The organism is Halomonas sp. SL18_1, from assembly GCF_055755715.1.
The window spans coordinates 1,075,789-1,098,222 of sequence record NZ_JBVTRK010000001.1; the positions used below are offsets into that span (position 1 = coordinate 1,075,789).

Here is a 22,434-nt window from a genome sequence, read left to right on the forward strand (position 1 = left end):
TGCACCCGTTCGGACGGGTCGTTAGCTCAGTTGGTAGAGCAGTTGGCTTTTAACCAATTGGTCGTAGGTTCGAATCCTACACGACCCACCATCCGAGCCTGTACGCTTGTTCGCAAGCACCGGGTCGTTAGCTCAGTTGGTAGAGCAGTTGGCTTTTAACCAATTGGTCGTAGGTTCGAATCCTACACGACCCACCAGTTGCTGACGCCCCCGCCTCCCAGTGAGGCGGGGGCGTTGTGTTTGGGCGGTCCTATGGCTTGTATCGCGGGCTTGTATCGGGTAAGGGGCTTGTATCGGACCCGGGGCGCCCCCATAACAGGCGTGATGCCGCTTTTCGGGCCGGGGCTGGTCAATACCCCAGCGTTGTGGTCTAGAATAGCGCTATGGGCATCGGCGGCGAGAGACGCTGCCGGCCCCAGGCGCATCGTCGGCGCGGAGCGCGCTGCTCGCGATGCACCCGTTACCCGCAGGGGGAGCCCCTGCCAGTCACAGTGGTAGACACGATGACGATCATGACTTCCCGAGCCGAGGTGCGCGACCACCTGGCTCGCGCCTACTGCCCCACCCGCATTCCCGCCGAGGACGAGGCCCGCGTCGCGGAAATCAAGCGTCTGCTCGAGGCCCACAACGCCGTGCTGGTGGCCCACTACTACACCGACGATGCCATCCAGCAGCTGGCCGAGGAGACCGGCGGCTGCGTGGCCGATTCCCTGGAGATGGCCCGCTTCGGCGCCCGTCACGAGGCCGACACCCTGGTCGTCGCCGGGGTGCGCTTCATGGGCGAGACCGCCAAGATCCTCTCGCCGGAGAAGCGGGTACTGATGCCGACCCTCGAGGCGACCTGCTCGCTGGATATCGGCTGTCCCGCAGACGAGTTCAGCGCCTTCTGCGACGCCCATCCCGACCGCACCGTGGTGGTCTATGCCAACACCTCCGCGGCCGTCAAGGCTCGCGCCGACTGGGTGGTCACCTCATCCATTGCGGTGGATGTCATCGAGCACCTGCAGGCCCGTGGCGAGAAGATTCTGTGGGCCCCGGACAAGCATCTGGGCGGTTATATCCAGAAGCGGACCGGTGCCGACATGCTGATGTGGGACGGCGCCTGCATCGTCCACGAGGAGTTCAAGGCCAAGGGCGTCGAGGACCTCAAGGCGCTCTATCCCGGCGCGGCGGTGCTGGTTCACCCCGAATCGCCGGCGGCGGTGGTGGAGCTGGCCGACGTGGCGGGCTCCACCTCGCAGCTGATCAAGGCCGCCAAGGAGCTGCCCCACGACAAGCTGATCGTGGCCACCGACCGCGGCATCTTCTTCAAGATGCAGCAGGCGGTGCCGGAGAAGACCCTGTTCGAGGCGCCCACCGCCGGCAACGGCGCCACCTGCAAGAGCTGCGCCCACTGCCCCTGGATGGCCATGAACGCCCTGGACAATCTGGCCGGCGCTCTGCGCCACGGCAGCGGCGAGATCCAGGTCGATGCCGCGCTGCGCCAGCGCGCCCTCAAGCCCCTGGAGCGGATGCTCAATTTCAAGGCGTAAGGTTCGAGGGACGAGGGGCACGCTTTCTGGTTCATCGCAGACTGGCGTGAACTTGCCCTGTGGGAGGGAGCTTCAGCTCGCGAAGTAGCGCGCAGCGCTACCCATGGGCGCCTGCGGCGCCTTCGCCCGGCAGAGCCGGCCTTCCACCATAGAGCCTGCCAAACATGTTCACGCTAAAGTGCGAAGAGCCTCTTTCTTGCCCCTCGCCCCTCGTTCCTCGCCCCTGCTCAGAACTTCTCCAGCGTCTCCCGATAGCCGATGAAGGCCTCGCGGCGCTGTTCGATGCGCGCCGCGGCGTTGCCGTCGCCGCTCTGCTCGGCGACCCCTCGGGCCACCTCGAGCTGGCGAATGGCGCGATCGATCTCGCCGGTGAGCTGCAGCTGCTCGGCGCGGGCCAGGTGGCCCCAGGCTTCGCGGCCGCTGCGTCCGGCGGCCTCGGCCAGCAGGGTGAAGGCCAGGGGGTCTTCCGGACGCCGCTCGGCGAGGTCGCGTAGCACCCGGTAGGCCTCGTTGGGATCGCGCTGCAGCAGCGCCTCGCCCAGCACCATCGTGGCTGGCACATGGCCCGGCATCAGCCGCAGCAGGCGCCGGCTGCGCTCGATGGCGTCGTCGTAGCGCCCGGCCGCAAAGGCCACCTCGGCGGCGCTGACCGGGATCATCGCCAGGTCGGGCAGCTCCCGGGCCAGGGCGTCGAGCTGATTCAGTGCCCTGTCGGTATCGTTCTGCCGGGCCGCGATCAGCGCGGCCAGGTAGCGCTGCGCCTCGGTGGGTGCGCCGTCCTGCTCCAGGCGTGTGGCTGCCTGCTGGGGAGCGCGCTGGTGAATGGTCAGCAGTGCCCGGGCGCGCACCAGGTGATAGCTGGGGTCGCGGTGGCGGCGATCGCTGGCCGTCAGCTGGGCGGCACGGTCCTCGGCGTCGCTGATGCGTGATTCGGTGAGCGGGTGAGTGAGCAGGAACTCCGGCGGATCGCCGCCCTGCAGGCTGGCCTGGCGCTGCATGGCGCGGAACATGCGCACCATCGCCTGGGGGTCGAAGCCCGCCTGGGCCATAGCCTGCAGCCCGATGCGGTCGGCCTCCTGCTCGAAGCGCCGCGAGTAGGCCAGGCGATCCTGGATGAAGGCGGCCTGGGAGCCCATGGCGGCGGCGATGCCGGCATCCCCGCCGCCGCTGGCGGCGATCAGCATGCCCGCCAGCATGGCGGCCATGGCCGGAATCTGGGTCTGTTCGGCGCGGGCCTGGCCGCGGGCATAGTGGCGTTGCGACAGGTGGCCCAGCTCGTGGGCCAGCACCGAGGCCACGGCGTCCTCTTCATCGGCGAAGGCGAAGAGTCCAGCGTTGACGCCGATCACCCCGCCGGGCACGGCGAAGGCGTTGAGCTGGCGGCTGTCGACCAGGGTCACCACCGTGCGGGCGTCGGTGAGGCCGCTGTGGGGCGACAGCTGCGCCAGCATGGCTTCCACGTACGCCTGGGCGATCGGGTCTTGCCAAAGCGGGGCCTGGGCGCGGAACTGGCGCAGCCAGGCGCGGCCCAATCGGTACTCCTCGCCGCTGATGGCCTGGCTGCTGCCCGTCAGGCTGGGCAGCCCATAGTCATCCGCCGCGTTGGCCGAGCCGAGGGGAGTGAAGGCCAGAAGTAGCGCCAGGGTGCCGGCGCTGAGGCAGGATCGTAAGTCGCGGGGCATGGCCATCCTCGTCATGATGGGGCGGTCGGGTCTCTTTCCGACATTGATTCGGCCTGCAAAGTGCCTTTAAATCCCAAGGGTTTTGACGCTGCCGGTCGCGGGGCGTCGCATTTCAGCATTCTCCCGGGAGACATCATGGCTGTGCAACCAGACGACGTGCTCGATGCCTGCGGGCTGCCCTGTCCGCTGCCGCTGCTCAAGGCCAAGCAGGCGCTGGCTCGGCTGGCGCCGGGACAGCTGCTCGAAGTCGTGGCCACCGATGCCGGCTCGTGGCGCGATTTCGAGACCTTTGCCGAGCAGAGCGTCCACGAGCTGGTCGCCCGCGAGGAGCGCGGCGAGGTCTTTCACTACTGGATCCGCAAGGGTGGGGACGTGGCGCCATGACCCTGCGCGCCGTTTTCAAGAGCTGGGTCGAGCGCTATTTCTCCGACGAGGAAGCAGTGATCCTGCTGGTGGTGCTGGTGCTCGGCTTCAGCGCCCTGATCCTGTTCGGGCGCATGCTGGCGCCCTTTCTCACCGCCCTGGTGATCGCCTTTCTGCTGCAGGGTGGCGTCAACGCCCTGACTCGCCGCGGGGTGCCCCACCTGCTGGCCGTGACACTGGTGTTCCTGGGGTTCATCGGGATCCTGATGGCGATGGCCTTCATCCTGATGCCCTTGATATGGAACCAGCTCGTGGGGCTGGTACAGGAAACCCCGCGCATCGTGGCCAGCGGCCAGCGCTGGCTGGACGACGTCCAGGAGCGCTACCCCAACCTGGTGACGCCCGACCAGGTGCAGGAGTGGATCGGGGTGGCCGGTCGCGAGATGACCCAGTTCGGTCAGCGTGCCCTGACCCTGTCGCTGGCGTCGCTGGGCAATGTCCTGTCGCTGATCATCTATCTGGTGCTGGTGCCGATTCTGGTGTTCTTCCTGCTCAAGGATCGCGAGCAGCTGGTGGCCTTCACCCTCTCGCTGCTGCCCCAGCAGCGCACCCTGATGACCCGCATCTGGTACGAGATGGACGACCAGATCGCCAACTACGTGCGCGGCAAGTTCGTCGAGATCATCATCGTCGGCACCGTGACCTTCTTTACCTTCGCCTTCTTCGGGCTGCCCTATTCGGCGCTGCTGGCGGTGCTGGTCGGGCTCTCGGTGCTGGTGCCCATATCGGCGCCGCGGTGGCCACCCTGCCGGTGGCGGCGGTGGCGGGGTTTCATTTCGGCATGAGCGACCAGTTCATCTATGTGCTGATCGCCTACGGCATCATTCAGGCCCTGGACGGTAACGTGCTGGTGCCGATCCTGTTCTCCGAGGCCGTCAACCTGCATCCGGTCTCGATCATCGTGGCGGTGCTGTTCTTCGGCGGCGTCTGGGGCTTCTGGGGGATCTTCTTCGCGATTCCGCTGGCCACCCTGCTCAAGGCCCTGGTCTACGCCTGGCCGCGGGGCATCAAGCAGGTCCAGGCCCAGGAGGCCGTCGAGGAGAGCGTCGAGAAGTGAGCGGCGGCGGCGCCCGCCGATGGCGGGCGCCGCCGACGATCAGCCCTCGGCGTGCAGCGCCTGGGCGGCGGCCAGCACTTCCTCGACATGGCCCTTCACCTTCACGCCGCGCCACTCCCGGGCCAGCCGGCCCTCGGCGTCGATCAGGAAGGTGCTGCGCTCTATTCCTAAGTGTTCCTTGCCGTAGAGCTTCTTGAGCTTGATGACATCGAACAGCCGACAGAGGGTCTCGTCCTTGTCGGAGATCAGTGCGAAGTTGAAGCCCTGCTTGGCCTTGAAGTTCTCCTGGGCGCGAAGGCCGTCGCGGGATACGCCGAGGATCACCGTATTGGCGGCATCGAAGGCGTCCTTGTGGTCGCGAAAGTCGCCGCCCTCGGTGGTGCAGCCGGGGGTGCTGGCCTTGGGGTAGAAGTAGACCACCACCTGCTGGCCGCGCAGCTCGGAAAGGGTCACGCGGGTGTCGCCGGTGGCGTCGGCGGTGAAGTCGGGGACGGGCTGGCCGATGGCAAGCGTCATGGGGCGCTCCTTGGTGGGTCGGGGAAGGGGTGGCCGCAGCGAAACCTGCGTGCAGCCCGCTGCTGATTACACGCAACCGGGGCGACGCTGTCAAAGACAGGCCGCGCGCCGCTGTACAGCCTTCCACCGCCTGAGTACCATTTACCCTTTGGCTACGGGGTGTCGCCGTTGGCGCGGGCCGATTCGACACTCGCGGGCGGGGCATGAGCGAGAGGAATGACAGGATGATCACTGGCAGTATCGTCGCCCTGGCGACGCCGATGAAGGTCAATGGCGATATCGACTGGGAGGCGCTGCGCCGCCTGGTGAACTTCCACCTGGAAAACGGCACCGACGGCATCGTGGCCGCGGGGACCACCGGTGAGCCCACCACCATGTCGTTCGCCGAGCACTTCGACGTGATTCGCACGGTGGTGGAGGAAGTCGACGGCCGCATCCCGGTGATCGCCGGCACCGGGGCCAACGCCACCTCCGAGGCGGTGGAGCTGGCGCGCTACGCCAGCGAGGTGGGGGCCGACTACTGCCTGTCGGTCTGCCCCTACTACAACAAGCCGACCCAGGAAGGCCTGTTCCAGCACTTCAAGGCGGTGGCCGACGGCAGCCGCCTGCCGGTGATCCTCTACAACGTGCCGGGCCGCACCGCTTCCGATCTCTACAACGAGACGGTGCTGCGCCTGGTCGAGGTGGACAATATTATCGGCCTCAAGGATGCTACCGGTAACCTCGAGCGCGCCGAGGACCTCATCGCACGCCTCGCGGGCAGCGGCTTCATGCTCTACTCCGGCGACGACGGCACCGCCTGCGAGTTCATGCTGATGGGCGGCCATGGCGACATCTCGGTGACCGCCAACGTGGCCCCCAGGGCGATGCACGAGCTGTGTACCGCCGCGGTGGCCGGCGATGCCGACCGCGCCCACCAGCTCAACACCCGGCTGATGCCCCTGCACACCAATCTGGGCATCGAATCCAATCCGATTCCCGTCAAGTGGGCCCTGCACCGCATGGGACTGGTCGAGCCCGGCATCCGGCTGCCGCTGACCTGGCTCTCCGAGAAGTACCATGCAACCGTGGACGAGGCCCTGCAGCTGGCCGGCGTGATCGACGACTGAACGTTACAACGCTCGACGAGTCACTAGGAGCCTGTCGGGTTTGACCGATCGTCGCGAGGAACACGGATTTCGAGACAAGTTTATCGATCTGATGAGGCGAATAGCGCGCTATTTAACGAATCAGATCGAATGGAATTGGCCGAAAGCCCGGGTTTCGCAGCAGATCAGCGTTAAGCCCGACAGGCTCCTCGGCCGACAACACAATGCAAGGTGGACGCATGAATTCTGCGCTGAAATGGATGCCGCTGGCGGCCGTTATCGCCCTGGCCACGGCCGGCTGCGCCCGAGACGGCTTCTACGACGACCGCAACATCGACTACGTGGAGGCCCAGCGCAGCGCGCCCCTGTCGCTCCCGGCAAGCCGTGACGAGCAGCGCTATCGGGATGCCATGCCGGTGCCCCAGGCGACCGGCACCCTGCGCCGCGACGGCGAGCGCTTCCGCGCACCCAGCCCCGAGCGCCTGGCCACCGGACGGGCCGTGGAACGCGACTTCGTCGAGCGCCGCGAGGTGGGCGATGACCGCTGGCTGGTGGTCGGGGCCGACCCCGGCATGGTCTGGCCGCAGCTGCAGGATTTCGCCCGTACCCGGGGCCTGAGCGTCGAGGCCAGCGATGCGGATCGCGGCGTGCTGGAGACCACCGAAGGTCGGCTGAGCGTCCGCCAGGGGCTGCGTGCCGGGGACAGCGAGGTGCGCTGTGACCGTCAGGGGCGGCCGGTGGCGGCCTGCCTGGAGGCGCTCGAGTCGCACTTCAGCGCTCGCACCGCCACCGCCAGCGCCGCCTCCCTGGCCGGCCAGCGGCTCGCCGGCGAAGCGCGCCTGCGCCTCGACCAGCTCGACAGCGGCGAGTGGGTCGTGCAGATCCCGCTGGAGATCGACCGGGTGTGGGCCGAGCTGAGCCATCAGCTGGAGGCCGATTTCACTGTCGAGGAGCGTCGCAACCTGCTGGAGCAGAACCCCCAGGCTCGCGATTTCGTGATCGACTACATGACCGCCAGCGAGCGCGAGCGCGGCTTCGTGCAGATCGTGCTGAGCCCCGACGTGCGGCAGATGTCACAGCAGATTCGCCTGGTGCTGGAAGAGACGGGGCCGCAGCAGACCCAACTGCGCGCCGTCAACGAGAGCGATCGCCGCTTCACGGAGGGGGATGCCCGCGAACTGCTGGAGCGGGTGGCGGGCCTGCTGCGCTGATGGCCGGAGAAGGCGCCACCGTCCCGGCGAGCCTGTCCGACCCCGGACGGCTACGCTTCGCTTCCCTGGGCAGCGGCAGCAAGGGTAACGCCACCCTGGTCAGCGACGGGGAGACCTGCCTGCTGGTCGACTGCGGCTTTGGCCTGCGCGAGACCGAGCGGCGCCTGGCCCGGCTGGGGGTTCACCCGCGTCAGCTGGATGCCGTGCTGGTCACCCACGAGCACGGCGACCACCTGCGCGGCGTCGGGCCGCTGGCTCGCCGTCATGCGGTGCCGGTCTATCTGACGCCGGGTACCTGGCTGGCGGGCCGCCTGGGCGAGGTCCCGCAGCGCCACTGGGTGACCCCCCAGGTGCGCTTCGCCATCAAGGGGTTGACCATCGACCCGGTGACTGTGCCTCACGACGCGCGCGAGCCGGTGCAGTTTCGCTTCGAATCCGGCGGTCGTCGCCTCGGCGTGCTCACCGACCTGGGGCATCCCACCGAGCACGTCGCCAGCGCCTTCGCCGGCTGCGATGCGTTGGTCCTGGAGTGCAACCATGACGTGCAGATGCTCGCCGAGGGCCCCTATCCGCCGCGGCTCAAGCGCCGCGTCGGCGGCCACTGGGGCCACCTGGCCAACGGCCAGGCGGCGGCGCTGCTTCAGCGCCTGGGGCTGGATCGCCTGCAGCGCATCGTCTGCTCGCACCTCTCCGAACACAACAACCGCCCCGAGCTGGCGCTGGAGGCGCTGACCCCGCTGCTCGACGGCGACGCCTCGCGGCTGACGGTCGCCGCCCAGGATCAGGGGCTACACTGGCAGGCGATCATCTGAGCCGCCCAACCTTATTTCCTCAAGCGCCATCATGCCTGGAGACACCCATGGAAAAGCGCCAAGAACTCTATGCCGGCAAGGCCAAGTCGGTCTACGCCACCGATGACCCGGACTTCGTGGTCCTGCAGTTTCGCGATGACACCAGCGCCTTCGACGGCGAACGCATGGAGTCGCTGGCGCGCAAGGGTATGGTCAACAACCGCTTCAATGCCTTCATCATGGGCAAGCTCGAAGCGGCGGGGATCCCCACCCACTTCGAGCGCTGTCTCTCCGACACCGAGAGCCTGGTGAAGACCCTCGAGATGATCCCGGTGGAGTGCGTGGTGCGCAACATCGCCGCCGGCGGTCTGGTCAAGCGTCTCGGCGTCACCGAGGGCCAGGAACTTACGCCGCCCACCTTCGAGCTGTTCCTCAAGAACGACGCCCTGCACGACCCGATGATCAACGAGTCGCTGGCCGAGACTTTCGGCTGGGCTACGCCCGAGCAGCTGGCCGAGATGAAGGCGCTGACCTTCAAGGTCAACGCCGTGCTCCAGGCGCTGTTCGCCGAGGGTGGCCTGCTGCTGGTGGATTACAAGCTGGAGTTCGGCCTGTTCAAGGGGCAGATCGTGCTCGGCGACGAGTTCTCTCCCGACGGCTGTCGGCTGTGGGATGCCAAGACCCGCGAGAAACTCGACAAGGATCGCTTCCGCCAGGGGCTGGGCGGTGTCATCGAGGCCTACGAGGAGGTGGGGCGCCGCATCGGTGTCGACTTCACCTGAGGCCGGCGCGTCGCGCCTAAGGCAAGACCGCGAAGGGCCCCTCGGGGCCCTTCGTCGTGGTGGGGCCGGGAGCCGCTCAGGTCGCCACGATCTCGACCACCTCCATTTGCGTGCCATGGCTGCATGAGACGGCGCGAAAGCGCACGTCCACGTCGCGCAGCCTTACGCCATAGATCCGGTCATGATCGCCGCCCAGGGTGCGCCGGTGATAGGCGGGACGCGGGTCCTGGGCCAATATCTGGATGATCAGTGCGCGCAGCGAGTCGCCGTCGGCGCGACCGGCCAGGGTGGTCTCGCTGACCGTGGAGAAGTCCACCGGCAGCCGGGGTGGGGTCTCCGGGGCGAAGCCGGCGCGGGCCTCGGGCCTGGCCTCGGCCCAGGGCAGGTAGGGCTTGATGTCGAGCACCGGGGTGCCGTCGACCAGGTCGGCACCGGCGAGCACCAGGCGCACGCCGCGCCGGGTGTCGATCTCGAGCAGCTCCACCAGCGACAGCCCCAGGCGGTTGGGGCGGTGGGTGCTGCGGCTGGCGAAGACCCCCACCTTGGCGTTGCCGCCCAGCCGCGGGGGGCGCACCAGCGGCGTCCAGCGCGGCGGGCTCTGATGAAACACGAAGGTCAGCCAAAGGTGGCTGAAGGCGTCCAGGCCGCGCACCGCCAGCGGGTCGTCGAAGGGGGGCGTTAGCACCAGGCAGGCGCGGGCGGCCGTCGCCAGGCCGGGCTGGCGGGGGATGCCAAACTTGTCGGGATAGTCGCTCTCGATGACGCCGATCGGCGTCATCGCCAGGCCCTGGGCGTCGGGCGGGGGAGGCGTCGGATTCATGGCGGCATTATGCCTGGGGGGGCGGTGTCTCGCGAGGGGGATCGGCCGCCGGCGCCCGCTTGTGTAGTCTGCTGGCGACACCGCTTGAGAGACGCCCCGTCATGATTCCGTCCGATACCGACCGGGACAGCGTGCCGCCTTCCGACCATGGGCCGCGCATCCTCTATCGCTTGGCCAAGGCCCGGGACGCCGCCGACCAGGCCGAGGTCTTCCATCACGCCGTGCTGCAGGGGCCGCTGCCCACTATAGTCGGGTCGAACGCGATGCCTGGGCCGCGGTGCTGCCCCGTGAGGCCAGCGCCTGGGCGGCGCGCCAGGCGCTCTACACTACCCTGGTGGCAGCCTGCGACGGGCGCTGCGTGGGATTCGCCGAGCTCGATATTCCCGCTGGGCGCATCGTGACCCTCTATGTCTGGCCCTCGCTGGGGCGACGCGGCATCGGCACCACTCTGCTGGCCCATGCCGAACGGCTCTTCCTCGAACAGGGTCAAGGGCGGATACGCATAGAGGCCAGCCTGGTGCTGGTCGACAGCCTGCTGAAGCGGGGCTGGTGCGACCTGGGCGAAGAGTGGGTCGAGCGCGGCGGTGAGTCGCTCTGCCGTCATCGCATGGAGAAGCGCCTGGCGGCTCTGGAAACCTGACGCCCTGTGACGCTACTGCTCGACGATGCGCATCGACAGGTCGATCGCCTGGACGTCCTTGGTCAGGGCGCCGCTGGAGATGCAGTCTACCCCGGTCTCGGCGATGGCGCGCAGGGTGGTCTCATCGACGTTGCCCGAGGCCTCCAGCGTCGCCCGCCCGGCGGTGCGACGCACCGCCTCGCGCATGTCGTCGAGGCTGAAGTTGTCGAGCATGATGATATCGGCGCCGGCGGCCAGCGCCTGGTCCAGCTCGTCGAAGGATTCCACTTCCACTTCCACGGGCAGGTCGCTGGCGATGTTGCGCGCCTCCTTGACCGCTGCGGCGATCCCGCCGCAGGCCGCGATATGGTTTTCCTTGATCAGGAAGGCGTCCCAAAGCCCAAGGCGATGGTTGTGACCCCCGCCGCAGGTAACCGCATACTTCTGGGCCAGACGCAGTCCGGGCAGCGTCTTGCGGGTGTCGAGCAGGCGCGCCCCGGTGCCTTCCAGCAGGTCGACGCAGCGGCGGGTGTGGGTGGCCGTGGCCGACAGCGTCTGCAGCAGGTTCAGCGCCGCCCGTTCGCCGGTGAGCAGGCAGCGTGCCGGGCCCTCCAGTTCCAGGAAGCACTGCCCGGCCTCCAGTCGGTCGCCGTCCGCCGCGTGCCAGCGCAGGGTGACGGTGGCGTCGAGGCGGCGAAATATCTCGTCTACCCAGGCCACGCCGCACAGCACCGCTGGCTCCCGGGTGATCACCCGGGCGCTGGCCCAGCGGGACTCCGGGATCAGCTGGGCGGTGATATCGCCACCGCCGACGTCCTCCGCCAGCAGGTGGGCGGCGGCTTCGCGGATCGCTTCGGCAAGGGCATCCTGATAGTGCATGGCGGGCCTTCTCATGGTCATGAAGCAGGGAGACCGCCATTATAGGGAAACATCGATGAGGACGTCAGGGGAGTCTATGCGAATCGACAACGGCTGGCTCGAGGGCGCCAGGCGCGTGCCGTCGCCGAACCACAATGCCCGACCCGCCGGCGAAGTCTCGGCACTGGTGCTGCACGCCATCAGCCTGCCGCCGGGGGAGTTCGGCGGCGAGCATATCGAGCGCCTTTTCACCAACCGCCTGGACCCTGCGGCCCACCCCTTCTTCGCCCAGATCGCCGAGCTCAGGGTCTCGGCCCATTTGCTGATTCGCCGCGACGGCGAGTGCGTGCAGTTCGTGCCCTTCCACGACCGGGCCTGGCACGCGGGGCGCTCGCGCTGGTTCGATGGACGGCGCTGGCGGGGGAGCTCAACGATTTTTCGGTGGGCATCGAGCTGGAAGGCGACGAGATCCGCCCCTATCGCGAGGCCCAGTATCGTGCCCTGACGGCGACCCTGCGGGCGCTGATGGCGGCCTATCCGGCGCTTACCCCGGCGCGTATCACTGGCCATGCGCACATCGCGCCGCTGCGCAAGTCCGACCCGGGACCCGCCTTCGACTGGGCCTATTTCCGGCAGTGTCAGCGACGCCATGGCTAGATCATACGGTAGTTTTATTACATGGCGCATTACTGTGCCGATTCGGCTGCCGTCATTGGCGTAACGGCTTGTGTTGCAATGCAATATGGCGTCTGTGGAAAAAATTTCCATTGCATTTGAATTGGCAGCACGGGCAGTTTACGGTATGTTCTACGACATTGGTGGCATTCGCCGCTCCATTGTTTTGTAAAATGACTACAAGTCGCCGCGAGACGGCACGGATTACCCCTGATCGTCGGTCACGCGCAACGTCCCGGCTACCCGCTCGGGCATTCTGACATCACATTGTCACTCGGAGAGACGTCTATGAGTCTTGAGGCAAGAGAAGATTTCGATCCGGTCGAGACCACGGAATGGTTGGATTCCCTGGAATCGGTCGTGGATCGTGAGGGCGAAGAGCGCGCCCGGTACCTGCTGACCCGCCTGGCCGATCGGCTGCGCCGTGACGGAGTCCAGGCCCCCTTCTCGGTGACGACGCCGCATCGTAATACCATTCCGGTGCATCGCGAAGCGCCCATGCCGGGTGACCTGTTCATGGAGCGCCGCATCCGCTCCCTGATTCGCTACAACGCCATCGCCCAGGTGATCCGCAACAACCGGGCGAACCCCGGCCTCGGCGGCCATATCGCCAGCTTCATGTCGGCCGCGACCCTCTATGACGTCGGCTTCAACCACTTCTTCCGCGCCCCCAACGGGGACTTCGAGGGCGACCTTGTCTATATCCAGGGACACGTGGCGCCGGGCGTCTATGCCCGCGCCTACCTGGAGGGTCGCCTCACCGAGGAGCAGATGGACAAGTACCGCCAGGAGGTGGACGGCGATGGCCTGTCGTCCTATCCGCACCCCTGGCTGATGCCGGACTTTTGGCAGTTCCCCACGGTGTCCATGGGCCTGGGGCCGATCCAGGCCATCTACCAGGCCCACGTGATGAAGTACCTGGACTCCCGCGAGCTCAGGGACATGCACGATCGCAAGATCTGGTGCTTCATGGGCGACGGCGAGTGTGACGAACCGGAATCCCTGGGCGCCATTCATCTGGCCAGCCGCGAGAAGCTCGACAACCTGATCTTCGTCATCAACTGCAACCTGCAGCGCCTCGACGGTCCGGTACGCGGCAACTCGCGGATCATGGACGAGCTCGAGGGCGTGTTTCGCGGCGCCGGCTGGAACGTTCAGAAGGTGGTCTGGGGGCGGCTATGGGACCCGCTGTTCGAGAAGGACAAGAAGGGCATCCTGCAAAAGCGCATGGACGAGGCGGTCGACGGCGAGTACCAGAATTACAAGGCCAACGGCGGTGCCTATACCCGGGAGCACTTCTTCGGCAAGTACCCCGAGACCGCCGAGATGGTCAAGGACATGTCCGACGAGGACATCTGGCGGCTCAACCGCGGCGGCCACGACCCCTTCAAGGTCTATGCGGCCTACCATGAGGCGGTCAACAATCCCAACGGCCGTCCCACCGTGATCCTGGCGCACACCGTCAAGGGCTACGGCATGGGCAGCGGCGACGGTGAGGCGGCCAACGAGGCTCACCAGGTCAAGACCATGGAATACGAGGCGCTGAAGAAATTCCGCGACCGCTTCGGCATTCCGCTTTCCGACGAACAGCTCAAGGACGTCCCCTACTACAAGCCGGCCGACGACTCCCCCGAGCTCAAGTACATGCACCTGCAGCGCGAGCGCCTGGGCGGCTATCTGCCGAGCCGGCGCAGCGACTTCGAGGCGCTGCCGATTCCCGACCTCGACGACAAGACTTTCGCGTCGCAGATGGGCGGCTCCAAGGGGCGCGAGGTCTCCAGCACCATGGCCTTCGTGCGGATTCTCAACGGCCTGGTCAAGGACAAGCAGATCGGCAAGCAGGTGGTGCCCATCGTGCCCGACGAGGCGCGCACCTTCGGCATGGAGGGGATGTTCCGCCAGCTGGGTATCTACACCTCCGAAGGCCAGAAGTACGAGCCCGTCGACAAGGGCCAGATCATGTTCTACCGCGAGGACAAGCAGGGCCAGATCCTCGAGGAGGGCATCTCGGAGGCGGGCGCCATGTCGGCGTGGATCGCCGCGGCCACCTCCTACAGCAACCACAACCTGCCGCTGCTGCCGTTCTACGTCTACTACTCGATGTTCGGCTTCCAGCGTATCGGCGACCTGGCCTGGGCGGCCGGTGACCTGCAGGCGCGCGGCTTCCTGGTGGGCGGCACTGCCGGTCGCACCACGCTCAACGGCGAGGGGCTGCAGCACCAGGACGGTCATAGCCACTTGCAGGCCTCGACCATTCCCAACTGTCGCAGCTACGACCCCACCTATGCCCACGAGGTGGCGGTGATCGTCCAGGACGGTCTGAAGCGGATGTTCGCCGACAAGGAGAACTGCTTCTACTACCTGACGGTGATGAACGAGAACTACGAACATCCGGCGCTCGAGGAAGTGCCCGCCGAGGACATCATCAAGGGGATGTACCGGCTGAGCGAGACCCAGGGCGACAAGGGACGCGTGCAGCTGCTGGGCTCCGGCACCATCCTGCGCGAGGTCGAGGCGGCCGCCGAGCTGCTCCGCGACGACTGGGGCGTGGGCGCCGAGATCTGGAGCGTCACCAGCTTCAACGAGCTGCGCCGCGAGGCCCTGCTGCTCGAGCGCGAGGCCTTCCTCAATCCGGAGGCCGAGCCGGTCAAGCCCCACGTCACCCGCTGCCTGGAGGGACGCGAGGGCCCGGTCATCGCTTCCACCGACTACATGCGGCTGTTCGCCGATCAGGTCCGCGCCTGGGTGCCGGGGACTACCATGTATTGGGGACCGACGGCTATGGGCGCTCCGACACGCGCGAAAAGCTGCGCCACTTCTTCGAGGTGGATCGCTACTTCGTCACCGTGGCCGCGCTCAAGGCGCTGGCCGATCGCGGCGAGCTGGATCGCAAGGTCGTCGGCGAGGCGATCAAGAAGTACGGCATCGACCCCAACAAGCCCAATCCGCTGACCAGCTGATTCCGGTGGCAGGGCGGGCCCCGGGCCCGCCTGTTCCAGGCACGATTTGGAAGGAGCGCGACCTTGAGTAGCGAAATCATCAAAGTTCCCGACATCGGCGGCAGTGAGGATGTCGAAATCATCGAGATCGCGGTCGCCGCAGGCGACGTGATCGACGCCGAGGACACCCTGATCACCCTGGAGTCCGACAAGGCCAGCATGGACGTGCCTGCCCCCAAGGGCGGCAAAGTCGTGAAGGTGCTGGTCAAGGAGGGCGATACCGTCTCCGAGGGCGACGATATCGTCGAGCTGGAGACCGAGGGTGCCGGCGGCGGCGAAAGCGAGGCACCGTCCGCGTCAGAGCCGGCGTCCGAAAAGGCCCCCGAGCCCGCCGCGGACAAGCCGGCGGCCAAGGCCGGTGACGGCGGCAAGCGCAGCGTCGAGATCAAGGTGCCCGACCTGGGCGGCGCCGAGGACGTGGAGATCATCGAGGTGGCGGTGGCCGAGGGCGACTCGGTGGCCGAAGAGGACACTCTGATCACCCTGGAGTCCGACAAGGCCTCCATGGACGTGCCAAGCCCGCATGCCGGCAAACTCCTCAGCCTGACGGTCAAGGAGGGCGACAGCGTCTCCGAGGGTGACGTCATCGGCACCATGGAAGTCGAAGGGGCAGGGGATGGCGAGGCGGCCGAGGCCGAACCGTCGGCCCCAGCCGCCGAAGCCCCCGAGCCCGCGCCCCAGCAGGCGCCGAGCGCTGAGGCCTCCGGCGAGCCCGAGCGCCGGGAGATTCGCGTGCCGGACCTCTCCGGCTCCAGTGACGTGCCGATCATCGAGATCGGCGTGGCCGTCGGCGATGAAGTCGATGAGGAGGACCCGCTGATCACCCTGGAGTCCGACAAGGCCTCCATGGACGTGCCGAGTCCCTTCAAGGGCAAGCTGCTCGAGCTCACCGTCAAGGAGGGCGACAGCGTCTCCGAGGGCGATCTGATCGGCTATATCGAGGTGGCCGGCGCTGCGGCCAAGCCGCAGCCCGCGGCGAAGGCTGAGGCGCCCAAGGCCGAGGCGCCCAAGGCTGACAAGCCGGCGGCAACGCCGGCCGGCTCACCGAGCCCCGAAGCCCAGATGGCCGCCCACCGACCGCGCGATGGCAAGCTGGTCCACGCCGGCCCGGCGGTGCGCATGCTGGCCCGTGAGCTCGGCGTCGACCTGGGGCTGGTCAAGCCGTCCGGTCCCAAAGAGCGGGTCCTCAAGGAGGATGTCCACGCCTACGTCAAGCAGGTGATGGCCGGCCAGGCCAAGGCGCCGGCACAGGCCGCGGCGCCGGCGGCCGGCGGCGCTGGGATTCCGCCGATTCCCGAGGTGGACTTCAGCCAGTTCGGCGAGGTGGAAGAGAAACCCATGGGTCGCCTGCTCAAGATGGGCGCCACCAACCTGCATCGCAGCTGGCTCAACGTGCCCCACGTGACCCAGTTCGACGAGGCGGACATCACCGAGCTGGAGGCCTTCCGCAAGGCGATGAAGGCGGAGGCCGAGGCCCAGGGCGCCGAGCTCACGCCGCTGCCCTTCCTGGTCAAGGCGTGCGCCTTTGCGCTGAAGAAGTTCCCGCAGTTCAACGTCAGCCTCAAGGGCGACGGCGAGACCCTGGTATGGAAGAAGTACGTCCACATTGGGGTCGCCGTGGATACCCCGGACGGTCTGATGGTGCCGGTGGTGCGCGACGCCGACAAGAAGTCGCTGATCGAGATAGCCGCCAACATGGCCGAGCTCGGCAAGAAGGCGCAGACCAAGAAGCTCAAGCGCGAGGAGATGACCGGCGGCTGCTTCACCATCTCGAGCCTTGGCTCCATTGGCGGTACTGCCTTCACGCCCATCGTCAATGCGCCGAGGTGGCCATTCTCGGCGTCTCCAAGGCGCAGATGAAGCCGGTATGGAACGGCGCCGACTTCGAGCCGCGGCTGATGATGCCGCTGTCGCTCTCCTACGATCACCGGGCGATCAACGGTGCCGATGCGGCGCGCTTCACGGCCTTCCTGGCCGATGTGCTGACCGATATCCGTCGCCTGCTGCTGTAAGCACAGGCGTCTCGTGGGTCATCAGCGGCGGCGCCCTGGAGGGCGCCGCCGCTGTTTGCGGTTGGGTTGCACGCTGGGTCAACGAGGAAGACCAAAGTGCTAGTTGCTCGTTAATGGATTGAAAAATCAGGCGCTTTGGCTAGTATCGGGAGCCTCATTGACCTTGGTGTGGTTGTCTGGCCGCGGCGCCACGGTTATCGTTCTTTTCCAACTCTTTATCACCACAAGATTTACCACGCTTTCAAGGAGCAACCAGATGCGTTTGATCCTGTTGGGCGCCCCGGGTGCCGGCAAGGGGACCCAGGCCCAGTTCATCTGCGAGCGGTTCAATATCCCGCAGATCTCCACCGGCGACATGCTGCGCGCGGCGGTCAAGGAGGGCAGTGAGCTGGGTCTCAAGGTCAAGGAGATCATGAGCAGCGGCGGCCTGGTGTCCGACGACCTGATCATTGCGCTGGTCAAGGAGCGCATCGGCCAGCCTGACTGCGAGAATGGCTTCCTGTTCGACGGCTTCCCGCGCACCATCCCCCAGGCCGATGCCATGAAGGATGCCGGTGTGAAGATCGATCATGTCCTGGAGATCGCCGTCGAGGACGAGGAGATCGTCAAGCGCCTGGCGGGCCGCCGCGTGCATCCGGGCTCCGGCCGGGTCTACCATGTGGAGTACAATCCGCCCAAGGAGACCGGCAAGGACGACGTTACCGGGGAGGCGCTGATCCAGCGCGACGACGACCGCGAGGCCACGGTGCGCAACCGCCTGGCCGTCTACCACGAGCAGACCGCGCCGCTGGTGGACTACTACCAGCAGTGGGCCAAGCAGGACCCGCAGGCCGCGCCGGTCTACCACCGGGTCGAGGGCGTGGGCAGCGTCGACGATATCACCGCCCAGGTGATCAAGGCCCTGGAGGGCTAATCATCCCTGCTGCCGGCACGGGGCTTTCCCGGCGACAGGCCTGTTCGGGGGCGCTGTGAACCCCTCCCTGGGCGCTACCGATGCCATCCCTGGCATAGGACCCCCTCCAGGCCTGTCCCCGGCGCCCCTGCCTCTCCACGACGTGATTTCCCTGGCCCGCTCAAGCGGGCCATCGTCGTTTCGGGCCTGTATAATGCCCCGTCCCTAATCGATCCTGATGAGGCTGCTCGCCCATGCCGATCCTGCTGGCCCTGGATGCCTCCTCCCAAGCCTGCTCCGCCGCCCTGCTGCGCCGCCGCGAGGGGGCCAGTGACGAACTGATCTCCCGCTTCGCGCTGACGCCGCGCGAGCATACCCGCCGCCTGCTGCCGATGATCGACGAGGTGCTGGCCGAGGCCGGCGTGAGTCCCGCCGAACTCGACGCCGTGGCCTATGGCCGCGGCCCAGGCTCCTTCACCGGGCTGCGCATCGCCTCGGGGACCGCCCAGGGCCTGGCCTATGGCCTGGACCGTCCGCTGCTGGGCGTCTCGACCCTGGCCGCTCTGGCGCTGGGGGCTCATCGCCGCCACCATTTCCGCTGGCTGATCACCGCCCTGGACGCGCGCATGGGCGAGATCTATGTGGCCGCCTGGCAGTGCCGGGACGGCCTGCCCGAGCCGCTTCTCGAGGAGGCGGTGATGCCGCCCGAGCGCCTGCGTCTGCCTCCGAGCCACGATGACCATGACTGGGTCGGGGTCGGCTCCGGCTGGGGCCTGTGGGAGCAGATGCCCGCCGAGGTGCAGGCGGGGCTCGGTCAGCGGCTGGCCGACCAGGAGGCCGATGCCGCCGACATGTCGCTGCTGGCGATGCACGACCTGCAGGCCGGGAAGGGGCAGCCGGCCCACCTGGTGCAGCCGGTCTACCTGCGCGACGAGGTGGCGTGGAAAAAGTCCCAGTGAGCGAGCGACTCCCGGTGGCGGTGACCGATCCGGCTCTGGTCGAGCTCGCCTCGCGCCTGGGGCTGCCGTGGCGCGACGCCGCCGATGCCGAGTTGATCCTGACGCCGACCCCGGACGGCCTGGCGCTGGCCGGGGATCCCCGGCGCTACGGTAAACCGCTGAGCGTGGATTTCGTGACCGGCCGCGCCGCCCATCGGCGCCGCTTCGGCGGCGGGCGCGGCCAGCTGATCGCCCGGGCCTGCGGATTCGGTCAGGGGATAACGCCGGCGGTGGTGGACGCCACCGCCGGCCTGGGCGCGATGCCTTCGTGCTGGCCGGTCTCGGCGCGCGGGTGCTGCTGGTCGAGCGGGTGGCGGCGATCGTCGCGCTGCTCGAGGATGGCCTGGCCCGCGCTCGGGCGGACGCCGAGACCGCCGAGATCGCCGCTCGCATGCGCCTGGTGCATGGCGACGCGGCCCGCGACCTCGAGGGCCTGGTGGCCCAAGCGGATGTTCCGCCCCAGGTGATTCATCTGGACCCGATGTTTCCCCACCGCGACAAGTCGGCGCTGGTCAAGAAGGAGATGCGCCTGTTCCGCACCCTGGCCGGCGACGATGAGGACGCACCGCGTCTGCTGGAAGCGGCCCTGGACGTGGCCAGCCATCGGGTGGTGGTCAAGCGGCCGCGCAAGGCGCCGCCCATCGCCGGCCCCGCCCCGCGCCATGTCCTCGAGGGCAAGACCAGCCGCTATGACCTCTATGTCCATCGGGCGCTGACCCGCTGACCCTTATCCGGCCAGGTCACGGGTCAGCGGGACAGGGCTGGCTATGCCGGGCTCCGCGGCGGGCGGGTTGGCGTAAGCGCTTTTCCTCGACACGCAAACATGCGTCAATTCAGCGATGCAACAGGGATACGGGGAGGCATGCCATGCATGGGGTGTGGCGGGATGGCAATCGCTTCCAGCTACTGGCGGAATCATCGCGGTTTCTGCCGGCGATGTTCGAGGCCATCGAGGGCGCGCGCCACTCGGTGCTGGTGGAGCTCTACCTGATGGAGTCGGGGCGGCTGGCCACGGCGCTGATCGAAGCGCTGACCCGGGCCGTGTCGCGCGGCGTCAAGGTGGCGCTGATGCTGGACGGCTACGGCGCCATGGGGCTTTCCGGCGAGGATCGGCGGCGCCTGGAGGCCGGCGGTGTGGCGCTGCGCCTGTTCAATCCCTTGGGCTTTCACTCCCTGGCCCGCAACCTGACCCGTGACCACCGCAAGCTGGTGGTGGTGGATGGTCGGGTCGCCTTCACCGGTGGCTTTGGTGCCGTCGACGAGTTCCTCGATGCCTGGTACGAGGTGGCGGTGCGCATCGAAGGGCCGGTGGTGGCCGACTGGGTGCGCCTCTACTCGCGCCTGTGGGATTCACCGATGACCCGCGGCGAGGGGCCGGCAGGGCTGGTGCGCGAGCTGGGCACCTCGCTTGCCCATCGCGATGACTATCGCGGCATGCGCGGCCGGGTGGTCTGGGGGCAGGGCTATCGCTACCAGGCGATTCGCCACTCGCTCTACGGCCGGGTCTCCTCGGCCCAGCGGCGGATCTGGCTGTGCACGCCCTATTTCGTGCCCACCTTCAGCCTGCGTCTGCGCCTGGCCAGGGCGGCACGGCGCGGCGTCGATGTGCGCCTGCTGTTGCCGGGCAAGGATCATGATCATCCCGGAGTGCGCTATGCCGGGCAGCGCTTCTACCGACGCCTGCTCAGGGCCGGGGTGCGGATCTATGAGTTTTCGCCGAGTTTCATTCACGCCAAGTTCACCCTGGTGGACCACTGGTCGAGCGTCGGCTCCTGCAACTTCGATCACTGGAGCCTGCACTGGAACCTGGAAGCCAACCAGGAAGTGGACGACGCTCGCTTCGCCGGTGAGGTCGCCGCGCTGTTCGAGCGCAATTTCGCCGCCAGCCAGGAGATCCACCGTCATGAGTGGGCCAGGCGGCCGCGGCTGCAGCGTCTCAAGGAGTGGTGGTTCGGCAACCTGGACGCCTGGCTGACGCGGTTACGATAGGGTTCCAGGTGCGAGGTGCGAGGGGCGAGGGAAGAGGTGCGAGGGGCGAGGGAAGAGGTGCGAGGTGCGATGGGCGAGGTTCGGGAGACGGGAGGCCGGGGGACGGTCCGGCCCGCCGCCCAATGCCGCTTACCGTTTGCCCTTGCCGGAACCGCGTCCTGCCGGTTTTTCTTGCGCGGGGTGGGTTTGGGGGTTTCCGGCGGCACCCGATAGTGCAGGTAGAGGTCGAGCACCAGCTCGGGTAGCTGAGTGGCCAGTGTCTCCAGGCGGGAGCCGTCGGCGAGAAACTCCGCCATGTCCGGCTCGTCATCGAACAGTCCCGAGAGCGCCATGAAGGGCAGCAGCAGGGTGGCGACGGTCTCTTCGTCCTGCTCGAACCAGGCAGCCTCGTCGAGAAATACCCCCTCCATGAAGCCGGCACACCAGTCGCCGATGGGGGTCTCCTCCGCCGGCAGGCCGTCGAGGGTCGCCTCGCAGGGCAGTTCCGGCAGCCCGCCCTGCTCCAGGGTGGTGATGGCGTTATCACGCAGCCGCTCCAGCAGGGCGAGGATCTCGCCGCGCTCGTCGTCATCGGCGAAGGCCGGTTCGCCGTGGAACAGCTCGGCCACCCACACCGCCGGCTCGATATCCCGCGGGGCCACCGCCAGGGCCACCAGAAAGCCGTGGGCCGAGATCAGGTCCAGGGCATCGGGGTCGACCCGATCGGAGTCGAGAAAGTCCTCGAGCCGTTCGAATTCGTCATCCTCGAGCAGGGGCTGGGGCATTGGCGTATCGGACATCGGGCTTCTCGCTTGCGCAGTCGGAATAGCGGTATGACGAGCGGGCTGGACGCCGCCGGACAGGACCGCCATTCTAGCACCCCATGAACCGACCCGCGCTCCCCCTCCCGATTCCGAAGGTCTCGCCGCCCTGAATGCCGCAGGGCTGGAGCGGGCGCTGCGAGATCGAGTCGAGCTTGCCTGGCGGCTATGCTGCGAGGTGCATCCCGCCCTGCCCAGGCCGGCGGTATGGTGCGATTTGCGCGGCAAGTGCGCCGGTCAGGCTCACTTTGGCCGCGGTGGTCTGCGCTTCAACCCGGTGCTGCTGGGAGAGAATCGCGTCGACTTCCTGGTCGAGGTGGTGCCCCATGAAATGGCCCACTGGCTGGTCCACCATCTCGAGGACGGACACTTGGCCCGTCCTCACGGGAGCGAGTGGAAGACAGTGATGCGCGGGCTCTTCGGACTCGTGCCGCGGGTGACCCATTGCTTCGATACCCACCGGGCGAGCCCGGCCCCTTACCGCTATGTCTGCGCCTGTCGCGAGCACGCCTTTAGCCCGCAGCGTCATGCGCTGGTGCGTCGAGGGCGCGGCTATCGCTGCCGCCACTGCGCTCAGACCTTGGTCTATCAACCGTTGGTAGATCGCTGAAAATCGATACAACTAATTGATATGAAAAAGGAAATTCTTGATACCAATGTCTAAAGGGAAGGTTGCCCCAGGGGGTATAT

Annotated in this window: 15 protein-coding genes, 2 tRNA genes and 6 pseudogenes; 18 read left to right on the forward strand and 5 right to left on the reverse strand. The window is 67.4% G+C overall.

Annotation, left to right across the window (positions count from 1 at the left end; translation table 11 throughout):
• Nucleotides 1-15: 15 nt before the first annotated feature.
• From ACSJDS_RS05440 to nadA, 3 genes are all read left to right on the forward strand, one after another.
• Nucleotides 16-91 (forward strand) — tRNA-Lys (locus ACSJDS_RS05440).
• A 30-nt stretch (nt 92-121) separates the two neighbouring features.
• A tRNA-Lys gene (locus ACSJDS_RS05445) sits at nt 122-197 on the forward strand.
• Between the two features lie 306 nt (nt 198-503).
• On the forward strand, nt 504-1,532 hold the full coding sequence (nadA, locus tag ACSJDS_RS05450) for a quinolinate synthase NadA (RefSeq protein ID WP_473032398.1): 1,029 nt from the start codon (nt 504-506) through the stop codon (nt 1,530-1,532).
• A 227-nt stretch (nt 1,533-1,759) separates the two neighbouring features.
• Here the strand turns inward: nadA and ACSJDS_RS05455 are convergent, their stop codons facing one another.
• Nucleotides 1,760-3,214, reverse strand: a complete 1,455-nt coding sequence (locus ACSJDS_RS05455) for a M48 family metalloprotease (RefSeq protein WP_473032399.1) — start codon at nt 3,212-3,214, stop codon at nt 1,760-1,762.
• 135 nt (nt 3,215-3,349) lie between these two features.
• Between ACSJDS_RS05455 and ACSJDS_RS05460 the strand changes: the two genes are divergently transcribed.
• Both ACSJDS_RS05460 and ACSJDS_RS05465 read left to right on the forward strand, forming a co-directional pair.
• Nucleotides 3,350-3,598 carry a sulfurtransferase TusA family protein gene (locus tag ACSJDS_RS05460; protein WP_473032400.1) on the forward strand — a complete coding sequence of 83 codons (249 nt, stop codon included), beginning with the start codon at nt 3,350-3,352 and terminating at the stop codon, nt 3,596-3,598.
• Nucleotides 3,595-4,694 (forward strand): annotated as a pseudogene (locus ACSJDS_RS05465) (AI-2E family transporter). The gene ACSJDS_RS05460 and the pseudogene ACSJDS_RS05465 overlap by 4 nt, the downstream one beginning before the upstream one ends.
• A gap of 39 nt (nt 4,695-4,733) precedes the next feature.
• Here the strand turns inward: ACSJDS_RS05465 and ACSJDS_RS05470 are convergent.
• Nucleotides 4,734-5,210: a peroxiredoxin gene (locus ACSJDS_RS05470; protein ID WP_473032401.1), complete on the reverse strand. Its 477-nt coding sequence runs from the start codon at nt 5,208-5,210 to the stop codon at nt 4,734-4,736.
• A 224-nt stretch (nt 5,211-5,434) separates the two neighbouring features.
• On the opposite strand from ACSJDS_RS05470, the gene dapA reads away from it, so the two are divergent.
• The 4 genes from dapA (at nt 5,435) to purC (ending at nt 9,082) form a co-directional block, all read left to right on the forward strand.
• Nucleotides 5,435-6,319 (forward strand): 4-hydroxy-tetrahydrodipicolinate synthase, encoded by an 885-nt coding sequence (gene dapA, locus ACSJDS_RS05475; protein WP_473032402.1) that lies wholly within the window; start codon nt 5,435-5,437, stop codon nt 6,317-6,319.
• A gap of 218 nt (nt 6,320-6,537) precedes the next feature.
• Complete coding sequence (locus tag ACSJDS_RS05480) at nt 6,538-7,509, forward strand: lipoprotein, NlpB (RefSeq protein ID WP_473032403.1); 972 nt, start codon at nt 6,538-6,540, stop codon at nt 7,507-7,509.
• A complete protein-coding gene (locus ACSJDS_RS05485; protein WP_473032404.1) occupies nt 7,509-8,321 on the forward strand; it encodes an MBL fold metallo-hydrolase in 813 nt (270 codons plus the stop codon). Before ACSJDS_RS05480 ends, ACSJDS_RS05485 begins: the two co-directional genes overlap by 1 nt.
• Before the next feature lie 47 nt (nt 8,322-8,368).
• A complete protein-coding gene (gene purC / locus ACSJDS_RS05490) occupies nt 8,369-9,082 on the forward strand; it encodes a phosphoribosylaminoimidazolesuccinocarboxamide synthase (RefSeq protein ID WP_473032405.1) in 714 nt (237 codons plus the stop codon).
• A 76-nt stretch (nt 9,083-9,158) separates the two neighbouring features.
• Here the strand turns inward: purC and tsaA are convergent, their stop codons facing one another.
• Entirely contained in the window at nt 9,159-9,902 is a 744-nt protein-coding gene (gene tsaA, locus ACSJDS_RS05495) for a tRNA (N6-threonylcarbamoyladenosine(37)-N6)-methyltransferase TrmO (RefSeq protein ID WP_473032406.1), read from the reverse strand.
• 101 nt (nt 9,903-10,003) lie between these two features.
• Between tsaA and ACSJDS_RS05500 the strand changes: the two are divergent.
• Nucleotides 10,004-10,542 (forward strand): annotated as a pseudogene (locus ACSJDS_RS05500) (GNAT family N-acetyltransferase).
• A gap of 12 nt (nt 10,543-10,554) precedes the next feature.
• Here ACSJDS_RS05500 and nadC read toward each other — a convergent pair.
• Complete coding sequence (gene nadC / locus ACSJDS_RS05505; protein ID WP_473032407.1) at nt 10,555-11,400, reverse strand: carboxylating nicotinate-nucleotide diphosphorylase; 846 nt, start codon at nt 11,398-11,400, stop codon at nt 10,555-10,557.
• A 76-nt stretch (nt 11,401-11,476) separates the two neighbouring features.
• Between nadC and ampD the strand changes: the two are divergent.
• From ampD to ACSJDS_RS05540, 7 genes and pseudogenes are all read left to right on the forward strand, one after another.
• Nucleotides 11,477-12,036, forward strand: a pseudogene (gene ampD / locus ACSJDS_RS05510) (1,6-anhydro-N-acetylmuramyl-L-alanine amidase AmpD).
• A gap of 306 nt (nt 12,037-12,342) precedes the next feature.
• Nucleotides 12,343-15,014: pseudogene (aceE, locus tag ACSJDS_RS05515) on the forward strand (pyruvate dehydrogenase (acetyl-transferring), homodimeric type).
• 63 nt (nt 15,015-15,077) lie between these two features.
• Nucleotides 15,078-17,065 (forward strand): annotated as a pseudogene (gene aceF / locus ACSJDS_RS05520) (pyruvate dehydrogenase complex dihydrolipoyllysine-residue acetyltransferase).
• A gap of 256 nt (nt 17,066-17,321) precedes the next feature.
• Entirely contained in the window at nt 17,322-17,978 is a 657-nt protein-coding gene (gene adk, locus ACSJDS_RS05525; RefSeq protein WP_473032408.1) for an adenylate kinase, read from the forward strand.
• 233 nt (nt 17,979-18,211) lie between these two features.
• Nucleotides 18,212-18,916 (forward strand): tRNA (adenosine(37)-N6)-threonylcarbamoyltransferase complex dimerization subunit type 1 TsaB, encoded by a 705-nt coding sequence (gene tsaB / locus ACSJDS_RS05530; protein WP_473032409.1) that lies wholly within the window; start codon nt 18,212-18,214, stop codon nt 18,914-18,916.
• Nucleotides 18,917-18,978: 62 nt separating this feature from the next.
• Nucleotides 18,979-19,679: pseudogene (locus tag ACSJDS_RS05535) on the forward strand (class I SAM-dependent methyltransferase).
• 143 nt (nt 19,680-19,822) lie between these two features.
• Nucleotides 19,823-20,944 (forward strand): phospholipase D-like domain-containing protein, encoded by a 1,122-nt coding sequence (locus ACSJDS_RS05540; RefSeq protein ID WP_473032410.1) that lies wholly within the window; start codon nt 19,823-19,825, stop codon nt 20,942-20,944.
• Here the strand turns inward: ACSJDS_RS05540 and ACSJDS_RS05545 are convergent.
• Nucleotides 20,857-21,723, reverse strand: a complete 867-nt coding sequence (locus ACSJDS_RS05545; protein ID WP_473032411.1) for a YecA/YgfB family protein — start codon at nt 21,721-21,723, stop codon at nt 20,857-20,859. The genes ACSJDS_RS05540 and ACSJDS_RS05545 overlap by 88 nt on opposite strands.
• 199 nt (nt 21,724-21,922) lie before the next feature.
• Here ACSJDS_RS05545 and ACSJDS_RS05550 point away from each other — a divergent pair, with 199 nt between their 5' ends.
• Nucleotides 21,923-22,354, forward strand: coding sequence for a SprT family zinc-dependent metalloprotease (locus tag ACSJDS_RS05550; RefSeq protein WP_473032412.1), 432 nt, complete (start codon nt 21,923-21,925; stop codon nt 22,352-22,354).
• Nucleotides 22,355-22,434: the final 80 nt, after the last annotated feature.